Here is a 22,147-nt window from a genome sequence, read left to right as displayed (position 1 = left end):
TAATATAGAGCCTTCCTTTTTCCAACCTGAATTATCCAAAACTATCTCTTTATCTCAGAATCCTTCACAATAAAAAAATATCGAATTTCTCCAAAACGATTTAACCACTCATCAATAATATCCGAACTATTGGCTTCTATCATCCTGCGGCATTTAAAATGCCTCCTTCCTGCGAAAATTCAATGATAAGATGAGCGTTATTTCTGATTAATTGTTTAAAATATGCCATCTCTGTATCAGAATATCCCTCAATATCCTCCCACCTATAATCAGGAAGCCAGCATGTGGCATTGTGAAATCCTCCAAATTCATCAGGAGTTTCTATATAGACTTTTACTTTCCCATCTGCTTTCATTTCTGAATGAGTAATTTCTGTATCATCATTCAATGTCATAAACGGATACATCATAATTGCATTCATCCCTTCTTCACTTAATTTACCTGATATCCGGCACTTCTGAAATCATAAACAAGATCTGTCATGTTGTATTATTTTTCTTCATCCATGGTGCGGAGTCTGTGTACAAGCTCTTCGCAGATCTCCAGTTCGTTTTTGCCGTCTGTCTCGATGATAATGTCTGCTGCCGCCTCGTATTTGGCACGGCGTTTCTCCATCAGTTCTGTGATAAACGGAACAGTCTTATTGTTCTCGATCAGCGGACGATCGTGGTTGTCTTTGACACGGTCAAGGATTGTCTCCGGTTTTGCTGTGAGGAGAACAACACGGCCATTCTTCTTCATCTCCACTACATTGCACTCTCTCATTGGAGTACCGCCGCCGCAGGAGATTACAACATTACTGCGTGACTGCATCTCGATGAGAAGATTTGTCTCAAGATTACGGAAATACTGCTCGCCGTATGTCTCGAAGATATCGGAAATACTCATTCCCTGTCTCTGGGCAATGATTTGATCCATCTCTGCCACATCCATGGCAAATACATTCTTAAGGAAATCAGAAATTGTGGACTTACCCGTACCCATAAAGCCGATCAGTACGATATTATAATCGAAGAGCTTTCTCGCCTGGATCCGTTTACTGTTTGTGCGGATGCATTCAAATACATCGGAAACCTCATCCTTATGGCGTCTGCCTTCCATTCTCTTCTCCAGCCATTCTTTCTGCTTCGCTTCCTGCTCAGGCTGTAAGATCTGGAGTCCGTTGGCTTCTTTATATGCCATAATGTCCTCCACGATCCTGTTACGCATGATAAGTGCATCCAGAATGATCTCATCACACTGACCAAGACTCTCTCTGAGTATTTCTAACTGATTCATATCTCTTTCCCCTGTCTTTCCTATGTCAGCTTGCAGCAGACCGCAAATCAGCCACAAACTGCCATAAAATATTCATGAACGGCAATATATAAATGCCGACTGTTAAAGTTTATTATATCAATGTCGCTTTCGCATAGCAACCCTTTAAACCATTGAATTATTTCATCCGTTCGATAGTTTTTTTTCTATGAATTCAACAAACAATTCTATGGCAAGACTCTGATGACAGTTCTTTAAGGTTCCCATATACTATATCTAATGAAAAAAATCATGAAATACTTTTTCAGTGTACCATTTAAAACTGATTTTTTCCACTGATTTCTCCGCATAGACCGGATAAAAATCTATCAGTTTTCCATCCAGGTAATAGGCTATGCGGCCAAGTTTCTCCCCCTTAAGAACCGGCGCACTGACTTTCTGCGGGATTTCCATTTTACAGGTTACAGTTTCCCCTTTTTTCAGAAGGACTTCTTTTTCCCTGTCATATGCAGTTACACTGCATTTACCCCTCAGATAGATTTTCGTTCCTATATCCTGACCATCTTCCACACCGTCTGTTACCAGAATTTTTCCGGTCTGTGGTTCTTTCCAGTAGGTTTCGTACTCATAGTTGTAATCTCCGAAGTCCAGCAGTTTCTTTGTGTCACTCCATTTATAGGTTTTGTGGTTGGGCCATCCACAGCCAAGGAGGCTGACGATAAATGTTTTGCCCTCTTTTTCCCAGGCACATACATAACAGTAGCCAGCCTGGGAAGTATAGCCTGTTTTTCCGGCAAGAACTCCGTCTCTCATGTCAAGAAATGCATTGGCATTATGTACAGAAAAGGTTCTCTTTCCTGTGATCTCCGAGAATGTATAATCTCTGGTCTGTGCAATGTGCAGGAATGTTTCGTTTTTAACAGCATAGCGCATGATCAGCGCCAGATCTTTGGCTGTTGTGTGATGTTTTCCGTTCTCATCCTCAGCATCCAGGCCATTGGGTGTGATAAAATACGTATCCTTACATCCTATCTGTTTTGCTTTCCGGTTGAGCATTCTGGCAAAGCCTTCCACGCTTCCTCCGCAGTGTTCTGCAATGGCAACCGCTGTATCATTATGGCTTTTCAGCATAAGGGAATACAGAAGATCCTCCAGATAATACTGTTCTCCTTTCCGAAGTCCCAGCTTTACTTCCGGCTGGGATGCCGCATTCTGAGAAACCTGAACATAATCATCCCCCAGAGAGTTCTCCAGTGCCACAATACAGGTAAGCACCTTGGTTGTGCTGGCATTTGCCAGAGGACGCTCCCCATCCTTTTCATAGAGTACTCTGCCTGACTCTCCGTCCATGAGGACTGCTGATAATGCATACAGTTCTGCCGGTTCTTCTGCAACAGGTGTCATGTCTACTGTCTGAGGTATTTTGTGCTCCGCTCCCCGGGCGGAGGTGTATGTCTGCGTAAACAATAATACCGCCGTCACAACAATGACAGCGGCAATATGTTTCATTCTCATACTCCACCTCACATGCTGGCAATCCATGAATATCACTGTTCATAATTTACGGTTATTCACAGATCTGTTGTTTACAGGATATCTGCAGGATTTTGCTTCACCCTATAAGATAATTTATGCCTGCATGTCCGGAATATGACTGTCACAGTTCCGAAAAATATCGGGATATCCCATTACCCGTTATAAGTCCGGTCCCATCTTTTGCTCAGATGATAAGCTCCCTCTCTTAAGGTATAAAGTTCTCCCAGATATTCCACAGCTTCAGGAACCGCCTCTCTGTAAAGTCTCTCAAGTTCAGGCATGGGAGCTTTTGCCTGCTCTACTGCTTCGGCAGTCATGAAATGTTCAATGACAGAGCCGATGGACTCTCCTCCCAATCTCAGAAGTTTCCCCAGAATCCTGCGTTTTCTTCCATGGTCATCACACACCATGAAATTGGTAAGAATTTTCATCATCCTGACAGAAATATAAATGTTCATGGTTTTCACCAGAGGAATGGCCCTGTGGATCACTCTGGCATATTCCATCTTCGGCATGATCCCGCAGGCCGGATAATAATGGTCGGGATCTTTACCTGTCTCTTCCATAAGCACACGGTCAAATTCCTTCTCCAGAACAATGTGAGGAATGACGCCTTCTGCAGCCATCTTATTTACATAGGGATGGCATGCGGAGTCCAGAATATAATGACAGCCAAATCCAAGAAGATATGCAAAAAGTGCCTCATCATCATTTCTTCTGACCTGCCGCATCCCTTCTTCAAAAAAGGCTCTTGCCTTCTCATGATGCATCTCAATCCCGAACTGGGTGACAGGATTCTTTGAAACCATATAGTAGAACAGGATATCCGGCCCATGTAAACCGATCCTGTACAGATCTCCATGTCTGCGGAGCAGAGCTTTCATATCTGGAGGCAGTCTCTTATATACTTCTTTTCCAAATAAATCATGTGCATATGTGGTTGGCATTATTTTTTCTCCTTTATCTTACACATCCAGTTTCAGCTGGATTTCTTCCTCTGCCTCTGCCTTAAAGTCCTCTATCTGGACAGGGTCAGGGACAGGCAGGGATTCCAGATCCTGTACGCCGAAGCAGCGCAGAAACTCTTCCGTGGTTCCGAGCAGGATTGGACGTCCGGGGGCATCCAGACGCCCCAGCTCCCTGACCAGACTGTATTCTACCAGCTTGTTGATGGCGTGGTCACATTTTACCCCTCGGATCTTCTCGATTTCCGCCTTTGTAACCGGCTGTTTGTATGCAATGATGGATAAGGTTTCCAGCATAACATCTGACAGTGCCGGCTTCTGAGGATGCAGGGCAATATTGATCAGATACTGATAATATTCTTTCTTTGTACACATCTGGAAAGAATTCTCCAGCTCTATGATCTGGATGCCTCTGTTCTCTTCCTGATAACGGTCCATCATATTGCGGATGATCCTTCCTGTTGTCTTCTCGTCCACACCGATGGCTCTGGCGATCCGGGGCAGTTCTACGGAACCGCCCATTGCAAAAAGTATTGCTTCTATCGCAGCTTCTGTCTCCTTAATCTTCACTCAGTCTTCCTCATTCCTTTTATTACATATTGATCTCTGTATTCTATGGTTCATCTTCCGCAAATTCTGTAAGATTCTTCCATGTATCCGGGTCTGTCTGTACTTCAACAGAGATATCATCGAACAGTCCGTCCTGCTCCACATGGATATGCCCCATTTTCATCAGTTCCAGTATGGAGAGAAAGGTGACGATCACCTGTACTTTCGAGCACTGACTCTCCAGGAGATTGCGGAAGCTGAATTTCCGATGGGTACGGGCAAAATCTTTGATCTCTATCATCTTATCAGACAGACTGACCTCTTCCTTCTCTATGGTTCCGAATTTGCTTCGGATAGGATCGACCTTGTCTTCCTGCCTGCGGATGATAGACTTGTAGATTGCATTCAGCTTCTCCAGTGTGAGACCTGCCAGAAGTTCCTTTGGATCTACAGGCTCTCTGTACTGCAGTACCTCATCGGGAAGAGTGGGCTCTTTAAAGAATACATTTGCCGCATCGTCCATCTTGTCCTTCAACTCATAGGACATAAACTTATACATCTTATATTCCAGAAGTTTCTCCACCAGTTCCGCTCTTGGATCTTCCTCTTCTCCCTCCTCATTGACTTCTTTCGGGAGAAGCATTTTACACTTGATATCCAGCAATGTGGCTGCCATAACCATAAACTCGCTCATAACACCAAGGTCTTCCCGCTCCATGGCATGGATGTATTCCATATACTGATCTGTGATCTCCACGATGGGGATATCATAGATATCTATTTTATTTTTTTCGATAAGGTGCAGTAAGAGATCCAGAGGACCTTCAAATACTTCCAGCTTTACCGGAATTCCCATAGCACAGTCTTTTCCTTTTCAAGTAAATATTTCGCTGCCATACAGTCAGCAGACAGTAACAATATTCTCAGGCATTCGGTTTCAGATCCACCATCAGCAATTCCCTGGGATTATGGATCCTTACAGGTATGGTGTGTTCCCCTGCTCCTGCGCTTACCAGCATATGCTGTTCCTTCCTGTGGAAATCTCCGCAGCAGAACTTCGGAAATGGATGAAGCTGTGGGGAAAGCAGCCCATTGTGCCTGCCAATTCTTACAATCCCTCCATGATAATGCCCGCTCAGGATCAGATCTGCCCCCCAGTCAAAATAGGTATCTCCATATTTAGGACTGTGAGCCAGAAGAATATTCAGGGAATCGGAAGATGGTTCTCCGATCAGTTCCCTGACTTCCTCTCTTTTAAGCTGTGGAGAAAATGGCTTTTTATAATAGATCAGAGGTACTTCCAGACCATAGACAGTAAGGCTGGTTTTTCCCACCTGCAGGCTGCAGGATTCATTATGCAGGATATGGATCCCGGCTGTCTTCAGCTCCTTTTCATATTCCTGATATCGGGCTGCCATACAGTTCTCCTGAGGATCTGTCCTGTACAGCTTATATTCATGGTTTCCCAATGCATAATAAACCGGATACTGCTGAGCAAGGCTCCTCAGAAGAGATGATGCAGTCTTTAAAGAAGCAGAATCATTTCTCACGATCATATCACCGGCAATGAGAATCCCATCCGGTCTGTACCGGTGGATCGTCTCCAGAAGCTTTCTGTTATCAGGGCCAAATTCCATGCCATGAAGATCTGCGATCACAGCAAATCTGATGCCTCTCGCATCCTTTATTTTGTTAGAATGGATTGTATAATGTACGGTTTTAAATCTTTTCATGCAAGTTTTCTTTTCCCTTTATGTTCACTTTGTGTCTGACAACGCATTCTGCGGGATATTATTTTCCGAATCCGCAGTTCGGGAATGTACAGACATCACAGTTCAGGCAGAGTCCACCCTCTCCAAGTTGGTTAATCTCTGATAATGTGATCTCATCATCTGCCATCAGTCTCGGCAGAAGCAGATCAAAGATGGTATTCTTTGCATACATAACACATCCCGGAAGCCCAAGGATCGGTATCTGCCTGCCGTCTTTCTCATAATAGGAAACCAGCATCATAGCTCCCGGAAGTACAGGTGCACCGTAGGATACGATGCGGGTTCCTGTTGCTTTGATCGCACCCGGAGTTCTGTCATCCGGATCTACGCTCATTCCACCGCTGCAGACTACCATATCGGCTCCCTCTTCGATAAATTTCAGGATATCGGCTGTTATCTGTTCCATATCGTCACCCGGTTTTGTCTGACCGATGACCTCTGATGGAAATTTTGCAAATTTATCTCTCAGTACAGGAGTGAAGGTGTCAGTGATCAGACCTTTCTGCACCTCACTTCCTGTTGTTACGATACCCACCTTTTTCTTCTTATATGGCAAAATGGAAAAGATCGGCTCTGTGCCTGCCACCTCTGCTGCACGATCCATTTTCTCTTTCTCGATCACCAGAGGGATAATTCTGGTTCCTGCCAGTTTGTCGCCCTTCTTTACAGGAAAATCTCCATGGCGGGATGCGATCATCATCTCTCCAAGTGAATTGACAGCCAGCAGAGCTTCTCTGCGGATCTTAAGCACTCCGTCAATGTCTGCGATCAACTCGATCTTTCCCTCTTTTATATCAGAACCATGCATGGTGTCCGAATCTCCGGCACAGATCTTATAAAGGATCTCTGCGCCTTCATTCTCATGAAGGATTCCTTCTTTCTTCTCCCACACATATAAATGTTCTTTTCCTACAGAGAGTAACAGAGGAATATCCTCTTCTCTGACAATATGACCTTTCCTAAAAAGCACCCCTTTTTTTACATCTTTGATAATCTGTGTGATGTCATGGCATAAAATGTGCCCTACGGCATCTTCTGTACGGATTTCTTTCATTATATAGTACCTTCCTTTTGTTTTTTATTTCCCTCAATACCCATTTGGATTTTATTATACATCGGATTGCTGTCCTTTGTCAAAAAATTATAAAATTGTCCAAAATACTTTTTGTCTACAGTCTCATGACAACTTTTTTCAGGCAGTCCAGATATGTGGCTTTTCCTGCATTTTCCCCATAAAGGATCCTCACTCTTCCCAGTTCCTTCCCATCGATGGAATAGATCATCTCCCCTGCCAAGGTGTTCTTTTTCACCGGGGCCTTTACTTCCCTGTGGATCCTCAGCTTTCTTTTTACATTTCCGATATTCTGTCCTGTGGTGTCCAGATAGTGGAACTGTTCCTCATAAACCAGAGAAACCGTCTTTTTCTTTCCATTTCTGACCGGGATCTCCGGCAAAGCTTCCATTTTCTTATCTATGTACAGGCTGCATTTTGAAAAGCCATAATTCAGCATGGAGGCTGCATCTTTAAATCGCACTTTATAGTCCGGGGCTGCCATCACTACTGCGATCAGGGTAATGTCATTTCTTTTTGCGACTGCACTGAGACAGTATTTTGCAATGCTGGTGCTTCCTGTTTTCAGACCGACACAGCCCTCATAGCTGCGGATCAGTTTATTGGTATTGGTAAGTCCGAATTCCTTTGTCCCCTGCCTGGTCACATGGGTGATATTTTCCATCCATATGGAAGAATATTCCAGAATTTTCGGATATTTTGTGATCAGTTCCCTGCTCATGATGGCAATGTCCCTGGCTGTTGTGTAATGATCGGGAGATTCTGTCAGACCACAGCAGTCTTCAAAATGAGTATTTTTCATCCCAAGTCCTTCTGCCCGTTCATTCATGTGGCGGACAAATTCCTGTTCACTGCCACAGATATGCTCTGCCATTGCTACACTGGCATCGTTTCCTGATGCGATCACAATGCATTTAATCAGGGTTTCCACTGTCTGGATTTCCCCCTCCTCCAGAAACACCTGAGAACCGCCCATTGACTTCGCATGGGCACTGGTTGTGACTGTGTCGTCCATTTTCAGGCTGCCTTTATCCAGAGCATCAAAGATCAGGATCAGAGTCATGATCTTCGTGATACTGGCAGGGCTTCGTCTGGTATCCGCATCCTTCTGATAAACGACTGTTCCTGTCTGCGCTTCCATTAAGATTCCTGATGGTGCTTCAATAAGATCTGTGGATTCTGCCTGTCTGGTATTGCTTTCCTCGGGCAAAAAGATTCCGGCGGCATACACGGGTGCAGTGATGGTGCAGACTATGATAAGTATAGCGCATATTATGGAGATCCATTTTTTTCGCATATTCTCTCTCCGATCAATGTACCGACAGACTGATTGCCGGCACACTGAGACTACTGTTTTTATTCATTATATAGCAATCCAATAAAATAATGCGTAGATACTATGGCAATTCTGTAAAATACCGTATAGGATCCAATCCATACGGAGCACAGTACAATCAGGCAAATATTCTCAATCCGATACCTGATCATAATCAGATAAAAAGCACTGAAAACCATAAAAATATGATTTTCAGTGCTCATTTTACATCAGCGGCGCAAATGCGCGGAAAATATTCTGCATGATACGCAGTCCTATATTTCTGTTCAGGCAGAATTCCGGTTCTATCTGCCTGCAATATTCCATAGTCTGGATAAAATCATCTTTGATATCCTGTATTACTCTGTTTCTGTAGATCCATACACCATCCTCAAAATGAAGATAAAGACTTCGATAGTCCAAGTTGATGGTTCCCACAACTCCAATCTCATCATCACTCACAAAGGATTTTGCGTGAAGGAAACCGGGCTGATATTCATAAATCTTTACACCGGCTTCCAGAAGCTGCCTGTAATAGGACTGGGTAAGGATAAATACCAGCTTCTTGTCAGGGATTCCCGGCGTCATAATACGCACATCCACCCCGCTTTTGGCTGCCAGACAGAGGGCAGTCATCATCTCATTATCTATGATCAGATAGGGAGTACAGATATATACATATTTTTTTGCCTTGTTGATAATGTTCAGATATACATCTTCACCGACAACCTCCTCATCCAGAGGTGTATCACAGAACGGCTGGACAAATCCGTCACTCTCAAATTCTTCCTCATGATATCTGTGGGGAAAATAGGCTTCATAATCAATACTTTCTTCAGATCTGCCGATCACCGCCCACATATGGAGAAACATTACCGTCATATTCCAGACAGCTTCCCCTTTGAGCATAACAGCGGTATCCTTCCAGTGTCCGAAACGCGCTTTCTGGTTGATATATTCATCTGCAAGATTGATGCCTCCCGTAAATCCAACCCATCCGTCAATGATACAAAGCTTCCTGTGATCCCGGTTATTCTGGATAATATTCAAAATGGGACGGAAAGGATTAAATACCTGACATTTGATTCCCTTTTTCTGAAGTTCTTCATAATATTTATGGGGAAGTGTTGTGAGACAGCCAAATCCGTCATAGATCAGGCGCACATCCACACCCTCCGCAGCTTTCTTTTCCAGAATATTCAGGATTGTCTGCCACATCACCCCATCATTGATAATGAAATATTCAATAAAAATGTATTTCTTCGCCTGTTTCAGTTCCCTCACAAGCACCGGGAACATATCATCTCCTACCTGAAAATACTCTGCAGTTGTGTTCTCATGGACCGGAAATCTGGAAACATCCGAAATATATCTGGACTGATTTGAAGCCGAGGGATTCAGAGCCTCCAGCTTCTGCCTCGTCTGTGGCCGATCCCGCAGATACTCCCTGCTCTCCTCAATCCTCTGTTCAAAATGCTGCTGCATGATCGCAGCGATCCTGGAACGTCCAAATACAAAATATAATACCACTCCAAGAATTGGCAGGATCAGGATCAGCATTGTCCAGGCCAGTTTGTAGGAAGGATTTATTTCCTTATTCAGGATCCATAATACCAGCACAATACCTATCAGCCTCAATCCGATATCAATATATCTGGAATAAGCGGCCAGACGCAGTACCATCATTAAGATCCATCCAAGCTGGACGAGCATTGCAACCGCAACATAAAAGATTCTGTTGAAAATCAGCTTTGCCAGTTTTTTAAACAGTAAAAGGATCCAGTTTTTCTTTTCTTTAAGTATTTTGTTATTTTCTGCCTTCAAGATTACTTCCTTCCCCTGATTATTGTCCAAATTATGATAAAAATCCCTGACAGAACTGCCAGGGATTTTTGCGCACAATTAATTATATTTACGTTTTCTTGCGGCTTCAGATTTCTTTTTACGACGAACGCTTGGTTTCTCGTAATGCTCTCTTTTGCGGATTTCCTGCTGGATTCCTGCTTTTGCACAGCTTCTTTTGAATCTGCGAAGAGCGCTATCTAAAGTCTCGTTCTCTTTTACGATTACGTTTGACATAGACTCACACCTAACCTCCCTCCAGTTGTAGATTGTGCTAAAATACAACTGTCTGGGTATTTTTTCTTGCACAAGTGATATTATATATCATTGCCTGTGGGTTCGTCAACATCTTTTTGGTTAAATTTTGCAGATTTTTTTAGTTACTATTCACACGCCACTATCCCGCGAGGTGTTTTGGCATGTATATGCCAAAATCCCGAGACATACCGCGCGAATTTATGCGATTAGCATAAATTCTGTGCATCGCGAAGCGTGTTGCTGGTCACAAAGTGAGCAGTAACAATTTTTACTTTATCTGACCTTCAAGGATTCCTGCTGCTGCATCTACGGCTTCCTGAGCTTTAGCAGGGTTCTTTCCGCCGGCCTGAGCCATGTTCGGACGTCCGCCGCCGCCACCGCCTACGATAGCTGCCACTGCTTTGATCAGGTTACCTGCGTGAGCGCCTGCTTTCTGTGCTGCATCAGTAGCCATTGCAAGAAGGTTTACTTTCTCACCGTTTACTGCTGCCAGAAGGACAACACCCTCACCAAGTTTGCCTTTCAGCTGATCGCCAAGGTCACGAAGTCCGTTCATGTCCACTCCGTCTACTTTTGCAGCAAGAAGTTTCACACCTTTGACTTCTACTACTTTATCCATAACATCTCCCAGAGCTCCCTGAGCCAGTTTGCTCTTTAAGGATTCGTTCTCACTGGAGAGTGCCTTTACTTCTCCCTGAAGATGTCCGATCTTCTCTACGATCTCTGCAGGATTTGCTTTCAGAGCTTTGGCTGCTTCGTGAAGCAGTTCTTCCTGTTTCTTATAGTATTCCAGAACTCCGTTGCCTGTCAGAGCTTCGATACGGCGCACGCCTGCTGCGATACCGGATTCGGAAACGATCTTGAACAGCATAATGTTGCCTGTGTTTGCCACATGAGTACCACCGCAGAGTTCTTTGGAGAAGTCACCCATGGATACCACACGTACCTTCTGATCATATTTCTCTCCGAACAGAGCCATTGCTCCGGATTTCTTGGCCTCTTCCACATCCATAACATCTGTATGGACTTCAAGACCAGCCTGGATTTCTTTATTAACAAGCGCTTCTACCTGTGCGATCTCATCAGCTGTCATAGCCTGGAAATGAGCAAAGTCGAAACGAAGTCTGTCCGGTGTTACCAGAGAACCCTTCTGTTCTACATGACTTCCAAGAACTGTCTTTAATGCTTTCTGAAGAAGATGTGTTGCACTGTGGTTCTTCTCAGTGTCTCTTCTTGCAGCTTCATCCACTTTCAGGGAAACAGTTTCGCCTGTGGAGATCATACCGGATTCCATATGACCTACATGTCCGAATTTACCGCCGCGAAGCTTGATGGTGTCTTCTACTACGAACTTACCGTTTGCAGTTTCGATCACACCTGTATCTCCGACCTGTCCACCCATAGTTGCGTAGAATGGAGTCTGCTCTGTAAAGACAGTTCCTTTCTGTCCTTCCATCAGGGAGTTTACGATCTCTGTCTCTGTTGTAAGGACTGTTACTTTGGAATCAAAGGTAAGATGATCGTATCCTACGAATTCTGTTGTAACATTTACATCAATATCATCATATACAGTTGCGTCAGCACCCATATAGTTTGTCACTTCACGTGCAGAACGTGCTTTGTTTCTCTGCTCTTCCATACATTTCTGGAAGCCAGCCTCGTCAATATCATATCCTTTTTCCTCAAGGATCTCTTTTGTAAGATCCATCGGGAATCCGTAAGTATCATATAATTTGAATGCATTTTCGCCGGAAAGTGTTTTCTCTCCTGCTGCTTTCATCTCATCTTCCATCTCTCCAAGGATACGAAGACCCTGGTCAATGGTCTTGTTGAACTGGTTTTCTTCATTTGTGAGAACTTTAAAGATAAATTCTTTCTTCTCTTCCAGCTCCGGATATCCTGCTTTGGAACCATTGATCACTTCTTCACTTAATTTTGCAAGGAAGGGGCCTTCGATTCCAAGAAGACGTCCGTGACGTGCTGCACGACGGATCAGACGGCGGAGTACATAACCGCGGCCTTCGTTTGTAGGCATGATACCGTCGGAGATCATAAATGTTGCAGAACGGATATGATCTGTGATCAGACGGATGGATACGTCATCGTTATAATTCTTCTCGTATTCTTTTCCGGAAATCTCACATACCAGGTTACGCAGTGCGCAGATGGTATCTACATCGAAAATGGAATCTACGTCCTGTACAACAACTGCCAGACGTTCCAGACCCATACCTGTATCAATGTTCTTCTGTTTCAGTGTTGTATAATTTCCGTTTCCATCGTTCTCAAACTGGGTAAATACGTTGTTCCATACTTCCATGTAACGGTCACAGTCACATCCTACTGTACAGCCAGGTTTTCCGCAGCCATACTTCTCTCCACGGTCATAATAGATCTCTGAACATGGACCACAGGGACCTGCGCCATGCTCCCAGAAGTTATCTTCTTTTCCAAAACGGAAAATTCTGTCAGCCGGGATTCCGATTTCTTTGTTCCAGATGTCAAATGCTTCATCATCTTCCAGATATACGGAAGGATAAAGACGGTTTGCATCCAGTCCTACTACCTCTGTGAGGAATTCCCAGGACCAGTGGATGGCTTCTTTCTTAAAGTAGTCACCAAAGGAGAAGTTACCAAGCATCTCAAAGAATGTACCGTGGCGTGCAGTTTTACCTACATTCTCGATATCACCTGTACGGATACATTTCTGGCAGGTACTTACTCTTGTTCTCGGCGGGATTTCAGCACCTGTAAAATATGGTTTCAGCGGAGCCATACCTGCGTTGATCAGCAGAAGACTCTTATCTCCCTGTGGTACCAGGGAAAAGCTTTTCATTACCAGATGTCCTTTGCTTTCCATGAAGTCCAGGAACATCTGACGAAGTTCGTTTACTCCGTATTTCTTCATAATCTTTTCCTCCTGAAATCGGCGGCACCGGTTCAGCAGTATCCGCCGATATTTCTATAATGAATTTTTTATTTTGCCAGAACTTTATTGAATTTCTTTTTGCCTTTTTTCAGCACTACACCTTCACCTGTAAGTGAATCTTTGGCAACTGTGTATTTCACATCTGTGATCTTCTCACCGTCAATGGAAACACCGCCCTGTTCAATGGCACGACGTCCCTCGGAACGTGTTGGAACCATTCCTGCTTTTACAAGCATGGAGATCAGGTCGATTGTTCCTTCTTCTGAGAAGTCTTCGTCTGCAAGCTCAGTTGTCGGCATGTGTGCTGTATCAGCGCCGCCTGCAAAAAGTGCTCTTGCGCCTTCCTGCGCTTTCTTTGCTTCCTCTTCGCCATGAACCAGATTTGTCAGCTCGTATGCAAGGATTTCTTTTGCTTTATTCAACTGGCTTCCTTCCCATTTCGCCATCTCATCGATTTCTTCTAACGGAAGGAAGGTAAGGAGACGCATACATTTGATAACATCTGCATCATCCACGTTTCTCCAGTACTGATAGAAATCGAAAGGAGAAGTCTTCTCCGGGTCAAGCCATACAGCACCGGACTGTGTTTTACCCATCTTCTTACCTTCGGAGTTCAGAAGAAGTGTGATTGTCATGGCGTAAGCGTCTTTTCCAAGTTTACGACGGATCAGCTCTGTACCGCCAAGCATATTTGCCCACTGGTCATCACCGCCGAACTGCATGGTGCAGCCGTATTTCTGATACAGCATGTAGAAGTCGTAGCTCTGCATGATCATATAGTTGAACTCAAGGAATGTAAGTCCACGTTCCATACGCTGTTTGTAGCACTCGTGAGAGAGCATACGGTTTACAGAGAAATGTGGTCCAACATCACGAAGTACTTCTACATAATTTAAGTTCATCAGCCAGTCTGCATTGTTTACCATTAATGCCTTACCGTCTGAGAAGTCGATAAAACGCTCCATCTGTTTCTTGAAGCAGTCGATGTTGTGCTGAATGGTCTCCACTGTCATCATCTGACGCATATCAGATCTTCCGGACGGGTCACCGATCATACCGGTTCCGCCGCCTAATAATGCGATTGGTTTATTTCCCGCCATCTGCAGACGTTTCATCAGGCAGAGCGCCATGAAATGTCCCACATGAAGGCTGTCTGCGGTAGGGTCAAAGCCAATGTAAAATGTGGCTTTTCCATTATTTACCATTTCTTTGATCTCTTCTTCGTCTGTTACCTGAGCAATCAGACCACGGGCTTTCAGCTCGTCCCAAACTGTCATTGTTTGTTTCCTCCTCGTAATAAAATAAAGCAACCCGGTTCCTGTCCCTTTAGGACGAGAACCGGGTCCCGCGATACCACCTAAATTCGCAGAAAACTCGCATTCTCTGCCTCAATAAGTAACAAACCATGCCATTGTTATGATAAACAACGGTTCTCTCTGTTACTTAAGCATGTTAACGGATGCCACTCCGCTGCAGCCTACTTACCTTACAATATCTCTGAGGTGTTCGGTGCAGAGCTCCGGGAGGTATTCACATAAGTTCCCCACGCGCCTCTCACCTGCCGGCAGCTCTCTGTCTGTTTTCCCTATGTTACTCTTTCCCATCTGTGCTTTTTTATATCATATATCTGCAAGTATACAAATACAAAATTTATTTGTCAAGGAATTTATAGCAATCCTCTTCATATTTCACCAACTTAAAGCATTAATGTACTCACCCTGAAATCCAGTCCACAAAGAATACATGTCCTTTGTACTGTTCATATTCCAGCTTGCTGAAATTAAGGTTCTGTGCCTTAAATGCTGCCGGAGTCATAAAGAATTTGTAATTGAAATCCTTTGTCTTAAATCCCGGGAGTGTTCTCTTTGTGCCATGATTCACATAGTTACTGAACACTTCCATGGCTGCCTTTGCTGCCGCATAGGCATTGGTCCTGTCCTCAAACTGGCCTTTCAGTCTTTTAAGAAGTGCTCCGTCTGTGACAACCGCATACTGGGTAGGTTTTCCCTGATATACCACATAACGGATCTGTGACGGAAATTCTTTATACTGGTCAATGGTACAGTTTAATACGCAAAGCGCAACTGCCTCCATTCCCACGACTCCCTGATCTCCTGCTTCTGCATCACACACTGCTGCCAGAAGATCCAGATCTGACACCTTTCCGTCTGCAATTCCCGGATGTTCCAGGAACTCTTCTTCCATATAGTAGTATTTATTATTCTTCGCATCAAAGACCTTGACATATTTGCCCTCTACTGTGTAATCATTATCGGAAGTCTTTGTTGCAGCACCGTCAGAATCAAACCTGTATGTAGTTCCGTCAATGGAAGCGATGGTATTTGCCAGCATCACTCCTGATGTATCAAAATAATATTTCTTTCCATCAAGCTCAAGCCAGCCTGTCTTCGCCTTACCATCTGAAGGGTTGAAATAATATTTCTTACTTCCTACGGTTCCGAAACCTTTCTGATAACGGACACCGGTTGATTTTGAAAAATAGTAATAGTCTGAGTCAATTTTCTCCAGACCTGTATACATTATTCCATTTGACGGCTTAAAGTATCTGTAATTTCCGGCACTGCTCTTCACCCAGCCTGTACACATACGTCCATTGGCCTGACTGAAATAGCGTTTCTGTTCTTTTTTGTTCTCCACCCAGCCTTTGGCCATAACGCCGGAACCGCTGTAAAAATAATATTTATATTCATCTGTATCTGTGAGCCAGCCTCTTGTCATCAGGCCTGTTGTCTCATCAAAATGACGGGTATTTCCATTGGAATCAGTGATAAATCCTGTCACCATATATCCGGCTCCTCTGGTAAAGTATCGGATCGCCTGTCCGCTGGAGTCTTTTACCCAGCCTTTTACCTGAACTCCTGTTTTCTTATCAAAGTAATATTTCTTACCCTTAAGTTCCAGCCAGCCTTTCTGTTTGGAACCGTCTTTGTTTATGTAATAGGTTTTCCCTTTCTGAGTGACAAATCCTGTTTTTGTTGCCGCGGATACACTAAAACAGCCCATTACAAAAACGGTCATCACAAAAAGGAGCAGATACTTTAACAATAGTTTCCCATGTTTCTTCATTCTTATTCTCCGTTTCCTCTCTTTTTATACGTATTGTTTTACGTTTTAATTGGGTTATTGTTGCATTTCTTTCTCAATCATTACAGATTTGTTACGTGGTATATTATATCGGATTCATATATTATTGTCAACTTGTGAAAAGCAACAATTCGCATCGAACTTAAGGTTATTGGTTATTGGTTACTGTGAACATAATGAACAATGATGAAACTGTAACACTTTTTGCGGTTCCACATATGATAGGATTGTAAAGAAAAAAAACGGAGGATTTAATATGAGCGACTTAGCTGCTACAAATTGCGGATGTGAGGACAGAGGAGGATGCGGATGTGGCTGCGCTAATAACAGCGGATGCGGATGCGACAATGGCTGCGGATGTAATAACGGATGTGGATGTAACAGTGGATGGGGACTTTCAGGCGGAAATAATTCCTGCTGTAATATCCTCTGGATCATCATCCTTCTGTGCCTGTGCGGAAACAATAACTGCGGATGCAGCAATGGCTGCGGCGGATGTGGCAACGGTGACAACTGCTGGATTATTATCGTGCTGCTTCTGTTATGCGGAAACAATGGCTGTGGATGTGGCTGCTGACAATCATTTTCTGTTGGCAGGGGGAGCTTTCCCTCTGCCTCTTTATATTTTACAGGATTATAACTTCGTCCTTATTATTCATGCTGCCTGATATTATCCTTATCTTTCATATTCCGGGAATTGATCCTGTCTGTTTTCTTTTCCGGGTGCACTGTCTGAGCACATTGTTTTTTCTTTTTCACACACTCCAAATCTATCTCATAAAAAGCATTTCCATCTATAATAAGCATTTCTTTCTTTTCTTCTGACTCTGGTCCCATATCTGATTCTCCATTTTTTGCAACTGCAAACGCATGATACCTGCAGCAATTCCATAAAATTTGAGGCAATGTGCAGTAAAGCAGTCTCACAGTTACTTAAATTCTACTTTATTATATGTCAGAATCCTTCTCCCCGTCATATTCTGTTAATAAAAAACATAAAATGGAAGCAGATATTATGAATGAAGAGCAGATTTCACAGACTTTACTGGATCAGATGGTCAGTTCTGACCGCGGACAGATGATAAAAGCCGCCATTCCTTATCTTCCGCCAAAAGGACAGCAGATTTTCTCAGTCTATGAAAAAGCGGTTGAATTTATCAATACGGTTTCTGTTTTCAGCAAAAGAAGTTCCGGCAGCGATCTGTGTGCCATGAGCATGCCGCCCCAGAATCCGGTGGATATCATCAATGATATCCGCAGCTTCTGTTATGGTCCCAGCAGGGATAAATTAGATCAGATGGTAAATATGATGGCTATGGTTCAGATGCTGCAGCTCATGAACCAGCCTGCAGATGGTGAGAAGGAGGATTCCCATGAATGATGACTGGCGCAACAACCCGAAGCTTGCAGGTATGGATCGTTCCAAGCTTGATATGCTTCAGAATCTGGCTTCCCAGGGAAGTTCAAAGGGTGCAAATGAGATGCTGCCTTTCCTGATGAGCGCAGCTGCTCAGGGAAAAAAAGGTGGTCTGAAATTTAATGCTGATGAGATTTCTGCGATCATTGAAGTGCTGAAGATGGGAAAATCTCCCGCAGAGGCACAAAAACTTGATAAGGTGGTGAACCTTATGAAAATGATGCGGTGACCAAGTCCCCCCTCACTGCTTATTGCTTTTCGCAGACTCCGCAGAAAACTTACCTGATTCGGTTAATATGAATTGCTATGATAACAAAAAGAGTACATTTCATCAACTTTCCGAAATGTACTCTTATGTTCAGTAATGTAACTTGTCACCAATTATTATCTGTCATATTTGCGCAGCCTGTCGCAGATAAATGTCAGTGCCTGTTCAACTGCCTGGTCTCTGATACTTTTTCTGTCGCCCTCAAAGTGAAATTCCCTCACAGTTGTCTTTCCTGCACAGTAACATCCCATAAATACGGTTCCCACCGGTGTTTCCTCTGTTCCACCGCCCGGTCCTGCAAGTCCTGTCACAGAGAGACAGACATCGGTTTTGGCTGCTTTCGCACCGCCTTTTGCCATCTGTCCGGCACATTTGGCTGAGACAGCACCTTCTTTCTTCAGTGTACTCTTCTTTACTCCAAGACATTTTCTTTTGGCGCGGTTTGTATATGTGACATAACCACACATAAATACCTCCGAAGCTCCCGGTACATTTACGATGTCCGCTGCTACCGCACCGCCTGTACAGGACTCGGCAAGAGACAGTGTCATTTTCTTTTTTTTCAGGAGTCCTACAACTGTTTCCTCTAATGCTGATGCTTCCTTTTCTGAAGCCATATTAAAGCCTTCTTTCTAATCCTGCATGGACAGAACACTCCTGTTCTGCCAGATATATGTGATCAGGGAAATAACGGTAAGTGCCAGAGAAAGCCAGATAAATATCTGTTCCAGAATATCAAACACTCCGCCCAGATCGATCAGCAGTAAAATGATCATGATCATCTGGGAAACCGTCTTGAATTTGCCCCAGTAGTTTGCCGCGATCACAACACCGTTCTCGGCTGCGATCAGACGGAATCCGCTGATGATAAATTCTCTTCCTATAATAATGATAACAAACCATGCTGGAAGTTTCTCCAGTTCAATAAAACAGATCATTGCAGAACACACTAGCAGCTTGTCTGCAAGAGGATCCATGAATTTTCCAAAGTTTGTCACCAGATTGTATTTTCTGGCAAGCTTTCCGTCAAACCAGTCGGTCACACTTGCAACAACAAAAATAGCAAGTGCTATATAGCGGTTTGCCTCACCGCCCAGGTCTGTAAGCATAAACAGTACAAGAAACGGAACCAGGATCATTCTGGCTACTGTAAGTTTATTCGGTGTATTCATCTGCCAACTCTCCTATCAAATCATATTCCAGTGCGCCGGTCACACGTACCTTTGCAAAATCTCCTGTCATCAGGAGTTCTCCTGTCTGCACAAAAATATAACCGTCGACCTTTGGTGCATCTCCGTAAGTTCTGCCAATGTATGCGCTCTCATCTGCAACTTTTCCCTCGATCATCACGAGAAGTTCCTGTCCGATACGGTCAGTTCCCTTATCATAGGAAATCTCCTGCTGAAGCTCCATGATCTCGTCACGTCTGGCCTCTTTGACTTCTTCCGCAACCTGATCAGGCATCGTTGCTGCAGGTGTATCTTCTTCCGGTGAGTAAGTAAATACTCCCAGACGGTCAAATTCCATCTCATCCACAAAGCTCATCAGCTCTTCGTGGTCTTCCTGTGTTTCCCCGGGGAATCCGGAGATCAGAGTGGTACGGAGCACGATGTCAGGAATCTCCCGGCGAAGCTTATTTACAATCTCCACCAGCTCTGCCTGTGTTGTCCTTCTTCCCATTCTCTTTAAAATACGGTCACTTGCATGCTGGATCGGAAGATCCAGATAATGGCAGATCTTCTTCTCCTCTTTCATGGTCTGGATCAGTTCATCGTAAATTTCCTCCGGATAGCAGTAAAGCACACGGATCCAGCGGATTCCTTTGATCTTGCATAACTCTTTCAGGAGGATATGAAGAGATTTCTTTCCATATATATCAGTTCCATATACGGTTGTCTCCTGTGCGACAAGGATCAGCTCTTTTACGCCTTCCTCTGCCATCTCCTTTGCCTGTGTTACCAGACGTTCCATCGGAACGCTTCGGAATTTACCGCGAAGTTTCGGGATGATACAGTAGGTGCAGTGTTTATCACAGCCTTCTGCTATCTTGAGGTATCCGAAATGTCCGCCTGTTGTGAGAACACGTTTGCCAAGCTTTTCCGGAAGATAATCAATATCTTTAAATTCCTGGAAATGTTTTCCTTCCATTGCTTCACGGATTGCCTTAAGGATGTCTCCGTAGGAAGTTGTTCCAAGTACTGCATCTACTTCCGGTACTTCCTCAATGATCTCATTCTTATAACGCTGTGCCATACATCCTGTGACAACCAGGACTTTACAGCTCCCGGTTTTCTTGTATTCTGCCATCTCAAGGATGGTGTTGACGCTCTCTTCCTTTGCGTCATTGATAAAGCAGCAGGTGTTCACCACAATGGCCTCTGCTTCAGTTTCATCATCTACGATCTCGAACCCGTTACCTGTAAGAAGTCCAAGCATTTCTTCGGAATCTACAAGGTTCTTGTCACAGCCTAATGATACGAATAATAATTTCATAAATTCTCCTATAAGAATGTGCCTGAAAATATACCTCTGTAATTCTCAGACACATCCTTTTGTTTATCTATTGTGTTACCATCAGTTCTTACTCTTCAGTTGTTTCTTCTGCTGTTTCAGCAGTCTCTGTGATTTCAGAAGCCTGTGCTGATTCTTCTGTCTGTGCCTCAGCTGTCTGTTCTGTTCCTTCTTCATCCTCTTCTTCCGGAGCAAGGATCTTTACTTTTCCTTTGTAGAGCTCGTCGATCGCAACTGAGAGAGGTTTCTTGCCTTCCGCACCCTCTACCATTGGTTTGGAACCTGCAATGATCTGGCGTGCACGTTTACTTGCAGCAAGTACAAGGGAATAACGGCTGTTAAGGGACATTGTTGTATCGTCGTCCTCACTGTTTGTATTGATTGCTTCGATTAATTCTGTATAAGACGGATGTATCATGTATTTTCTCCTTTCTTTTAAGCGGTCTGGGCCGCATGTTTATCATTTCTGAAATGCTTTTGTCTGTTTCTGGATATCTGCGATAAATTCTGCATTTCTGGATACTCTAGAATGTTCACTCACAATAATCTGATGAAGATGGTCTACGCATTCCTCTACAGTATCGTTGACAAGAATATAGTCATATTGTCCCATACCTTCTGCCTCTTCACCGGCTCTTGCAAGTCTGTCTGCGATCACCTGTGCGGTTTCTGTTCCTCTGCCTGTGAGACGGCGTTCCAGTTCCTCCACAGTCGGCGGAGTTACAAACACCAGAAGTGCTTCCGGTATTTTCTCTTTGATCTTCATTGCGCCCTGGATTTCGATCTCAAGGATTACATTTCTGCCTGCCTGAAGCTGCTCTTCGACATAAGAGCGTGGAGTACCGTAATAATTTTCCACATACTGGGCATATTCAAGCAATGCATCCTCTTCGATCAGCTTCTCAAATTCATCCCTTGTACGGAAGAAATATTCTCTGCCGTCCTCTTCACCGGGACGGGGTTTTCTGGTTGTTGCGGAGACAGATAATGCATAACCATCATATTTCTCCATGAGGCGTTTCATTACTGTGCCTTTTCCTGCACCGGAAAATCCGGAAACCACTACTAAAATTCCTTTATTCATGGGTCTCTCCCTTATCCTCGTTTTCATATATTTCTGCAAATCTCCGGGCAATGGTCTCAGGCTGAAGTGCGCTGAGCACCAGATAATCGTCGCTTGTGACGATCACTGCTTTTGTCTTTCGCCCCTGAGTTGCATCAATCAGTGACCGGGTTCCCTTTATGCTCTGCACCATTCTTTTTACAGGTGCCGCATCCGGGCTTACCACTGCCACGATTTTCTGTGAATTGACTACATTTCCAAAACCGATATTAATAAGTCTTGCCACGT

The 22,147-nt window shown here is 43.9% G+C and carries 24 protein-coding genes and 1 other annotated feature; of the genes, 3 read left to right on the top strand and 21 right to left on the bottom strand.

Annotated elements, in window-relative coordinates:
- Positions 1-139: 139 nt before the first annotated feature.
- From LJE09_RS08170 to LJE09_RS08105, 14 genes are all read right to left on the bottom strand, one after another.
- Positions 140-409 (bottom strand): hypothetical protein, encoded by a 270-nt coding sequence (locus tag LJE09_RS08170; protein ID WP_025576881.1) that lies wholly within the window; start codon positions 407-409, stop codon positions 140-142.
- Positions 410-489: 80 nt separating this feature from the next.
- Complete coding sequence (locus LJE09_RS08165; protein WP_025576883.1) at positions 490-1,278, bottom strand: shikimate kinase; 789 nt, start codon at positions 1,276-1,278, stop codon at positions 490-492.
- Between the two features lie 255 nt (positions 1,279-1,533).
- Complete coding sequence (locus tag LJE09_RS08160) at positions 1,534-2,766, bottom strand: D-alanyl-D-alanine carboxypeptidase family protein (protein ID WP_025576884.1); 1,233 nt, start codon at positions 2,764-2,766, stop codon at positions 1,534-1,536.
- 179 nt (positions 2,767-2,945) lie between these two features.
- Positions 2,946-3,740, bottom strand: a complete 795-nt coding sequence (locus LJE09_RS08155; RefSeq protein ID WP_227311146.1) for a zinc dependent phospholipase C family protein — start codon at positions 3,738-3,740, stop codon at positions 2,946-2,948.
- 18 nt (positions 3,741-3,758) lie between these two features.
- Positions 3,759-4,328 carry an SMC-Scp complex subunit ScpB gene (gene scpB / locus LJE09_RS08150; RefSeq protein ID WP_008704505.1) on the bottom strand — a complete coding sequence of 190 codons (570 nt, stop codon included), beginning with the start codon at positions 4,326-4,328 and terminating at the stop codon, positions 3,759-3,761.
- Between the two features lie 43 nt (positions 4,329-4,371).
- Positions 4,372-5,163, bottom strand: a complete 792-nt coding sequence (locus tag LJE09_RS08145) for a segregation and condensation protein A (protein ID WP_022381132.1) — start codon at positions 5,161-5,163, stop codon at positions 4,372-4,374.
- Positions 5,164-5,230: 67 nt separating this feature from the next.
- Complete coding sequence (locus LJE09_RS08140; protein WP_173681282.1) at positions 5,231-6,040, bottom strand: metallophosphoesterase; 810 nt, start codon at positions 6,038-6,040, stop codon at positions 5,231-5,233.
- Between the two features lie 58 nt (positions 6,041-6,098).
- On the bottom strand, positions 6,099-7,133 hold the full coding sequence (locus LJE09_RS08135; protein ID WP_161233660.1) for a molybdopterin-binding protein: 1,035 nt from the start codon (positions 7,131-7,133) through the stop codon (positions 6,099-6,101).
- 115 nt (positions 7,134-7,248) lie between these two features.
- Entirely contained in the window at positions 7,249-8,448 is a 1,200-nt protein-coding gene (locus LJE09_RS08130; protein WP_227311145.1) for a D-alanyl-D-alanine carboxypeptidase family protein, read from the bottom strand.
- Positions 8,449-8,691: 243 nt separating this feature from the next.
- A complete protein-coding gene (cls, locus tag LJE09_RS08125; protein WP_195277659.1) occupies positions 8,692-10,179 on the bottom strand; it encodes a cardiolipin synthase in 1,488 nt (495 codons plus the stop codon).
- A 189-nt stretch (positions 10,180-10,368) separates the two neighbouring features.
- The gene (gene rpsU / locus LJE09_RS08120; RefSeq protein WP_004222305.1) at positions 10,369-10,545 is read right to left on the bottom strand and encodes a 30S ribosomal protein S21; all 177 of its coding nucleotides are present in this window, start codon (positions 10,543-10,545) and stop codon (positions 10,369-10,371) included.
- Positions 10,546-10,834: 289 nt separating this feature from the next.
- Positions 10,835-13,474 (bottom strand): alanine--tRNA ligase, encoded by a 2,640-nt coding sequence (gene alaS / locus LJE09_RS08115; RefSeq protein WP_227311143.1) that lies wholly within the window; start codon positions 13,472-13,474, stop codon positions 10,835-10,837.
- 68 nt (positions 13,475-13,542) lie between these two features.
- A complete protein-coding gene (gene tyrS, locus LJE09_RS08110; RefSeq protein ID WP_227311142.1) occupies positions 13,543-14,772 on the bottom strand; it encodes a tyrosine--tRNA ligase in 1,230 nt (409 codons plus the stop codon).
- A 47-nt stretch (positions 14,773-14,819) separates the two neighbouring features.
- Positions 14,820-15,111 (bottom strand) — a binding site (T-box leader).
- 97 nt (positions 15,112-15,208) lie between these two features.
- Positions 15,209-16,582 carry a cell wall hydrolase gene (locus LJE09_RS08105; protein ID WP_226852804.1) on the bottom strand — a complete coding sequence of 458 codons (1,374 nt, stop codon included), beginning with the start codon at positions 16,580-16,582 and terminating at the stop codon, positions 15,209-15,211.
- A 274-nt stretch (positions 16,583-16,856) separates the two neighbouring features.
- On the opposite strand from LJE09_RS08105, the gene LJE09_RS08100 reads away from it, so the two are divergent.
- Positions 16,857-17,177 (top strand): hypothetical protein, encoded by a 321-nt coding sequence (locus LJE09_RS08100; RefSeq protein ID WP_022381125.1) that lies wholly within the window; start codon positions 16,857-16,859, stop codon positions 17,175-17,177.
- 74 nt (positions 17,178-17,251) lie between these two features.
- Here the strand turns inward: LJE09_RS08100 and LJE09_RS08095 are convergent, their stop codons facing one another.
- On the bottom strand, positions 17,252-17,437 hold the full coding sequence (locus LJE09_RS08095) for a hypothetical protein (protein ID WP_118568681.1): 186 nt from the start codon (positions 17,435-17,437) through the stop codon (positions 17,252-17,254).
- A 178-nt stretch (positions 17,438-17,615) separates the two neighbouring features.
- Between LJE09_RS08095 and LJE09_RS08090 the strand changes: the two genes are divergently transcribed.
- Entirely contained in the window at positions 17,616-17,981 is a 366-nt protein-coding gene (locus tag LJE09_RS08090) for a hypothetical protein (RefSeq protein ID WP_022381123.1), read from the top strand.
- A complete protein-coding gene (locus LJE09_RS08085) occupies positions 17,974-18,246 on the top strand; it encodes a hypothetical protein (protein WP_008704527.1) in 273 nt (90 codons plus the stop codon). The genes LJE09_RS08090 and LJE09_RS08085 overlap by 8 nt, the downstream gene beginning before the upstream one ends.
- Before the next feature lie 155 nt (positions 18,247-18,401).
- On the opposite strand, the gene LJE09_RS08080 is transcribed toward LJE09_RS08085, so the two are convergent.
- The 6 genes from LJE09_RS08080 to LJE09_RS08055 form a co-directional block, all read right to left on the bottom strand.
- Positions 18,402-18,902: a CinA family protein gene (locus LJE09_RS08080; protein WP_227311141.1), complete on the bottom strand. Its 501-nt coding sequence runs from the start codon at positions 18,900-18,902 to the stop codon at positions 18,402-18,404.
- 15 nt (positions 18,903-18,917) lie between these two features.
- Positions 18,918-19,457: a CDP-diacylglycerol--glycerol-3-phosphate 3-phosphatidyltransferase gene (gene pgsA / locus LJE09_RS08075; RefSeq protein WP_008704529.1), complete on the bottom strand. Its 540-nt coding sequence runs from the start codon at positions 19,455-19,457 to the stop codon at positions 18,918-18,920.
- Entirely contained in the window at positions 19,441-20,778 is a 1,338-nt protein-coding gene (gene rimO, locus LJE09_RS08070) for a 30S ribosomal protein S12 methylthiotransferase RimO (protein WP_008704530.1), read from the bottom strand. The genes pgsA and rimO overlap by 17 nt, the downstream gene beginning before the upstream one ends.
- An 88-nt stretch (positions 20,779-20,866) precedes the next feature.
- Entirely contained in the window at positions 20,867-21,214 is a 348-nt protein-coding gene (rpoZ, locus tag LJE09_RS08065) for a DNA-directed RNA polymerase subunit omega (protein ID WP_055053448.1), read from the bottom strand.
- A gap of 42 nt (positions 21,215-21,256) precedes the next feature.
- Complete coding sequence (gmk, locus tag LJE09_RS08060; RefSeq protein ID WP_008704533.1) at positions 21,257-21,880, bottom strand: guanylate kinase; 624 nt, start codon at positions 21,878-21,880, stop codon at positions 21,257-21,259.
- A complete protein-coding gene (locus LJE09_RS08055; protein WP_008704535.1) occupies positions 21,873-22,145 on the bottom strand; it encodes a DUF370 domain-containing protein in 273 nt (90 codons plus the stop codon). Before LJE09_RS08055 ends, gmk begins: the two co-directional genes overlap by 8 nt.
- Positions 22,146-22,147 lie beyond the last annotated feature (2 nt).

It is taken from the genome of Blautia sp. DFI.3.45 (genome assembly GCF_020593505.1).
GTDB classification, from domain to species: domain Bacteria; phylum Bacillota; class Clostridia; order Lachnospirales; family Lachnospiraceae; genus Blautia_A; species Blautia_A wexlerae.
This window is presented reverse-complemented; position numbering and strand designations above follow the sequence as displayed.

Excerpts from the sequence above, each read along its gene's own strand:
- LJE09_RS08170 (WP_025576881.1), bottom strand. The coding sequence starts at position 409 with ATGATGTATCCGTTTATGACATTGAATGATGATACAGAAATTACTCAT.
- LJE09_RS08165 (WP_025576883.1), bottom strand. The coding sequence starts at position 1,278 with ATGAATCAGTTAGAAATACTCAGAGAGAGTCTTGGTCAGTGTGATGAG.
- LJE09_RS08160 (WP_025576884.1), bottom strand. The coding sequence starts at position 2,766 with ATGAAACATATTGCCGCTGTCATTGTTGTGACGGCGGTATTATTGTTT.
- LJE09_RS08155 (WP_227311146.1), bottom strand. The coding sequence starts at position 3,740 with ATGCCAACCACATATGCACATGATTTATTTGGAAAAGAAGTATATAAG.
- LJE09_RS08145 (WP_022381132.1), bottom strand. The coding sequence starts at position 5,163 with ATGGGAATTCCGGTAAAGCTGGAAGTATTTGAAGGTCCTCTGGATCTC.
- LJE09_RS08140 (WP_173681282.1), bottom strand. The coding sequence starts at position 6,040 with ATGAAAAGATTTAAAACCGTACATTATACAATCCATTCTAACAAAATA.
- LJE09_RS08135 (WP_161233660.1), bottom strand. The coding sequence starts at position 7,133 with ATGAAAGAAATCCGTACAGAAGATGCCGTAGGGCACATTTTATGCCAT.
- LJE09_RS08130 (WP_227311145.1), bottom strand. The coding sequence starts at position 8,448 with ATGCGAAAAAAATGGATCTCCATAATATGCGCTATACTTATCATAGTC.
- cls (WP_195277659.1), bottom strand. The coding sequence starts at position 10,179 with ATGCTCGTCCAGCTTGGATGGATCTTAATGATGGTACTGCGTCTGGCC.
- rpsU (WP_004222305.1), bottom strand. The coding sequence starts at position 10,545 with ATGTCAAACGTAATCGTAAAAGAGAACGAGACTTTAGATAGCGCTCTT.
- alaS (WP_227311143.1), bottom strand. The coding sequence starts at position 13,474 with ATGAAGAAATACGGAGTAAACGAACTTCGTCAGATGTTCCTGGACTTC.
- tyrS (WP_227311142.1), bottom strand. The coding sequence starts at position 14,772 with ATGACAGTTTGGGACGAGCTGAAAGCCCGTGGTCTGATTGCTCAGGTA.
- LJE09_RS08105 (WP_226852804.1), bottom strand. The coding sequence starts at position 16,582 with ATGAAGAAACATGGGAAACTATTGTTAAAGTATCTGCTCCTTTTTGTG.
- LJE09_RS08100 (WP_022381125.1), top strand. The coding sequence starts at position 16,857 with ATGAGCGACTTAGCTGCTACAAATTGCGGATGTGAGGACAGAGGAGGA.
- LJE09_RS08095 (WP_118568681.1), bottom strand. The coding sequence starts at position 17,437 with ATGGGACCAGAGTCAGAAGAAAAGAAAGAAATGCTTATTATAGATGGA.
- LJE09_RS08090 (WP_022381123.1), top strand. The coding sequence starts at position 17,616 with ATGAATGAAGAGCAGATTTCACAGACTTTACTGGATCAGATGGTCAGT.
- LJE09_RS08085 (WP_008704527.1), top strand. The coding sequence starts at position 17,974 with ATGAATGATGACTGGCGCAACAACCCGAAGCTTGCAGGTATGGATCGT.
- LJE09_RS08080 (WP_227311141.1), bottom strand. The coding sequence starts at position 18,902 with ATGGCTTCAGAAAAGGAAGCATCAGCATTAGAGGAAACAGTTGTAGGA.
- pgsA (WP_008704529.1), bottom strand. The coding sequence starts at position 19,457 with ATGAATACACCGAATAAACTTACAGTAGCCAGAATGATCCTGGTTCCG.
- rimO (WP_008704530.1), bottom strand. The coding sequence starts at position 20,778 with ATGAAATTATTATTCGTATCATTAGGCTGTGACAAGAACCTTGTAGAT.
- rpoZ (WP_055053448.1), bottom strand. The coding sequence starts at position 21,214 with ATGATACATCCGTCTTATACAGAATTAATCGAAGCAATCAATACAAAC.
- gmk (WP_008704533.1), bottom strand. The coding sequence starts at position 21,880 with ATGAATAAAGGAATTTTAGTAGTGGTTTCCGGATTTTCCGGTGCAGGA.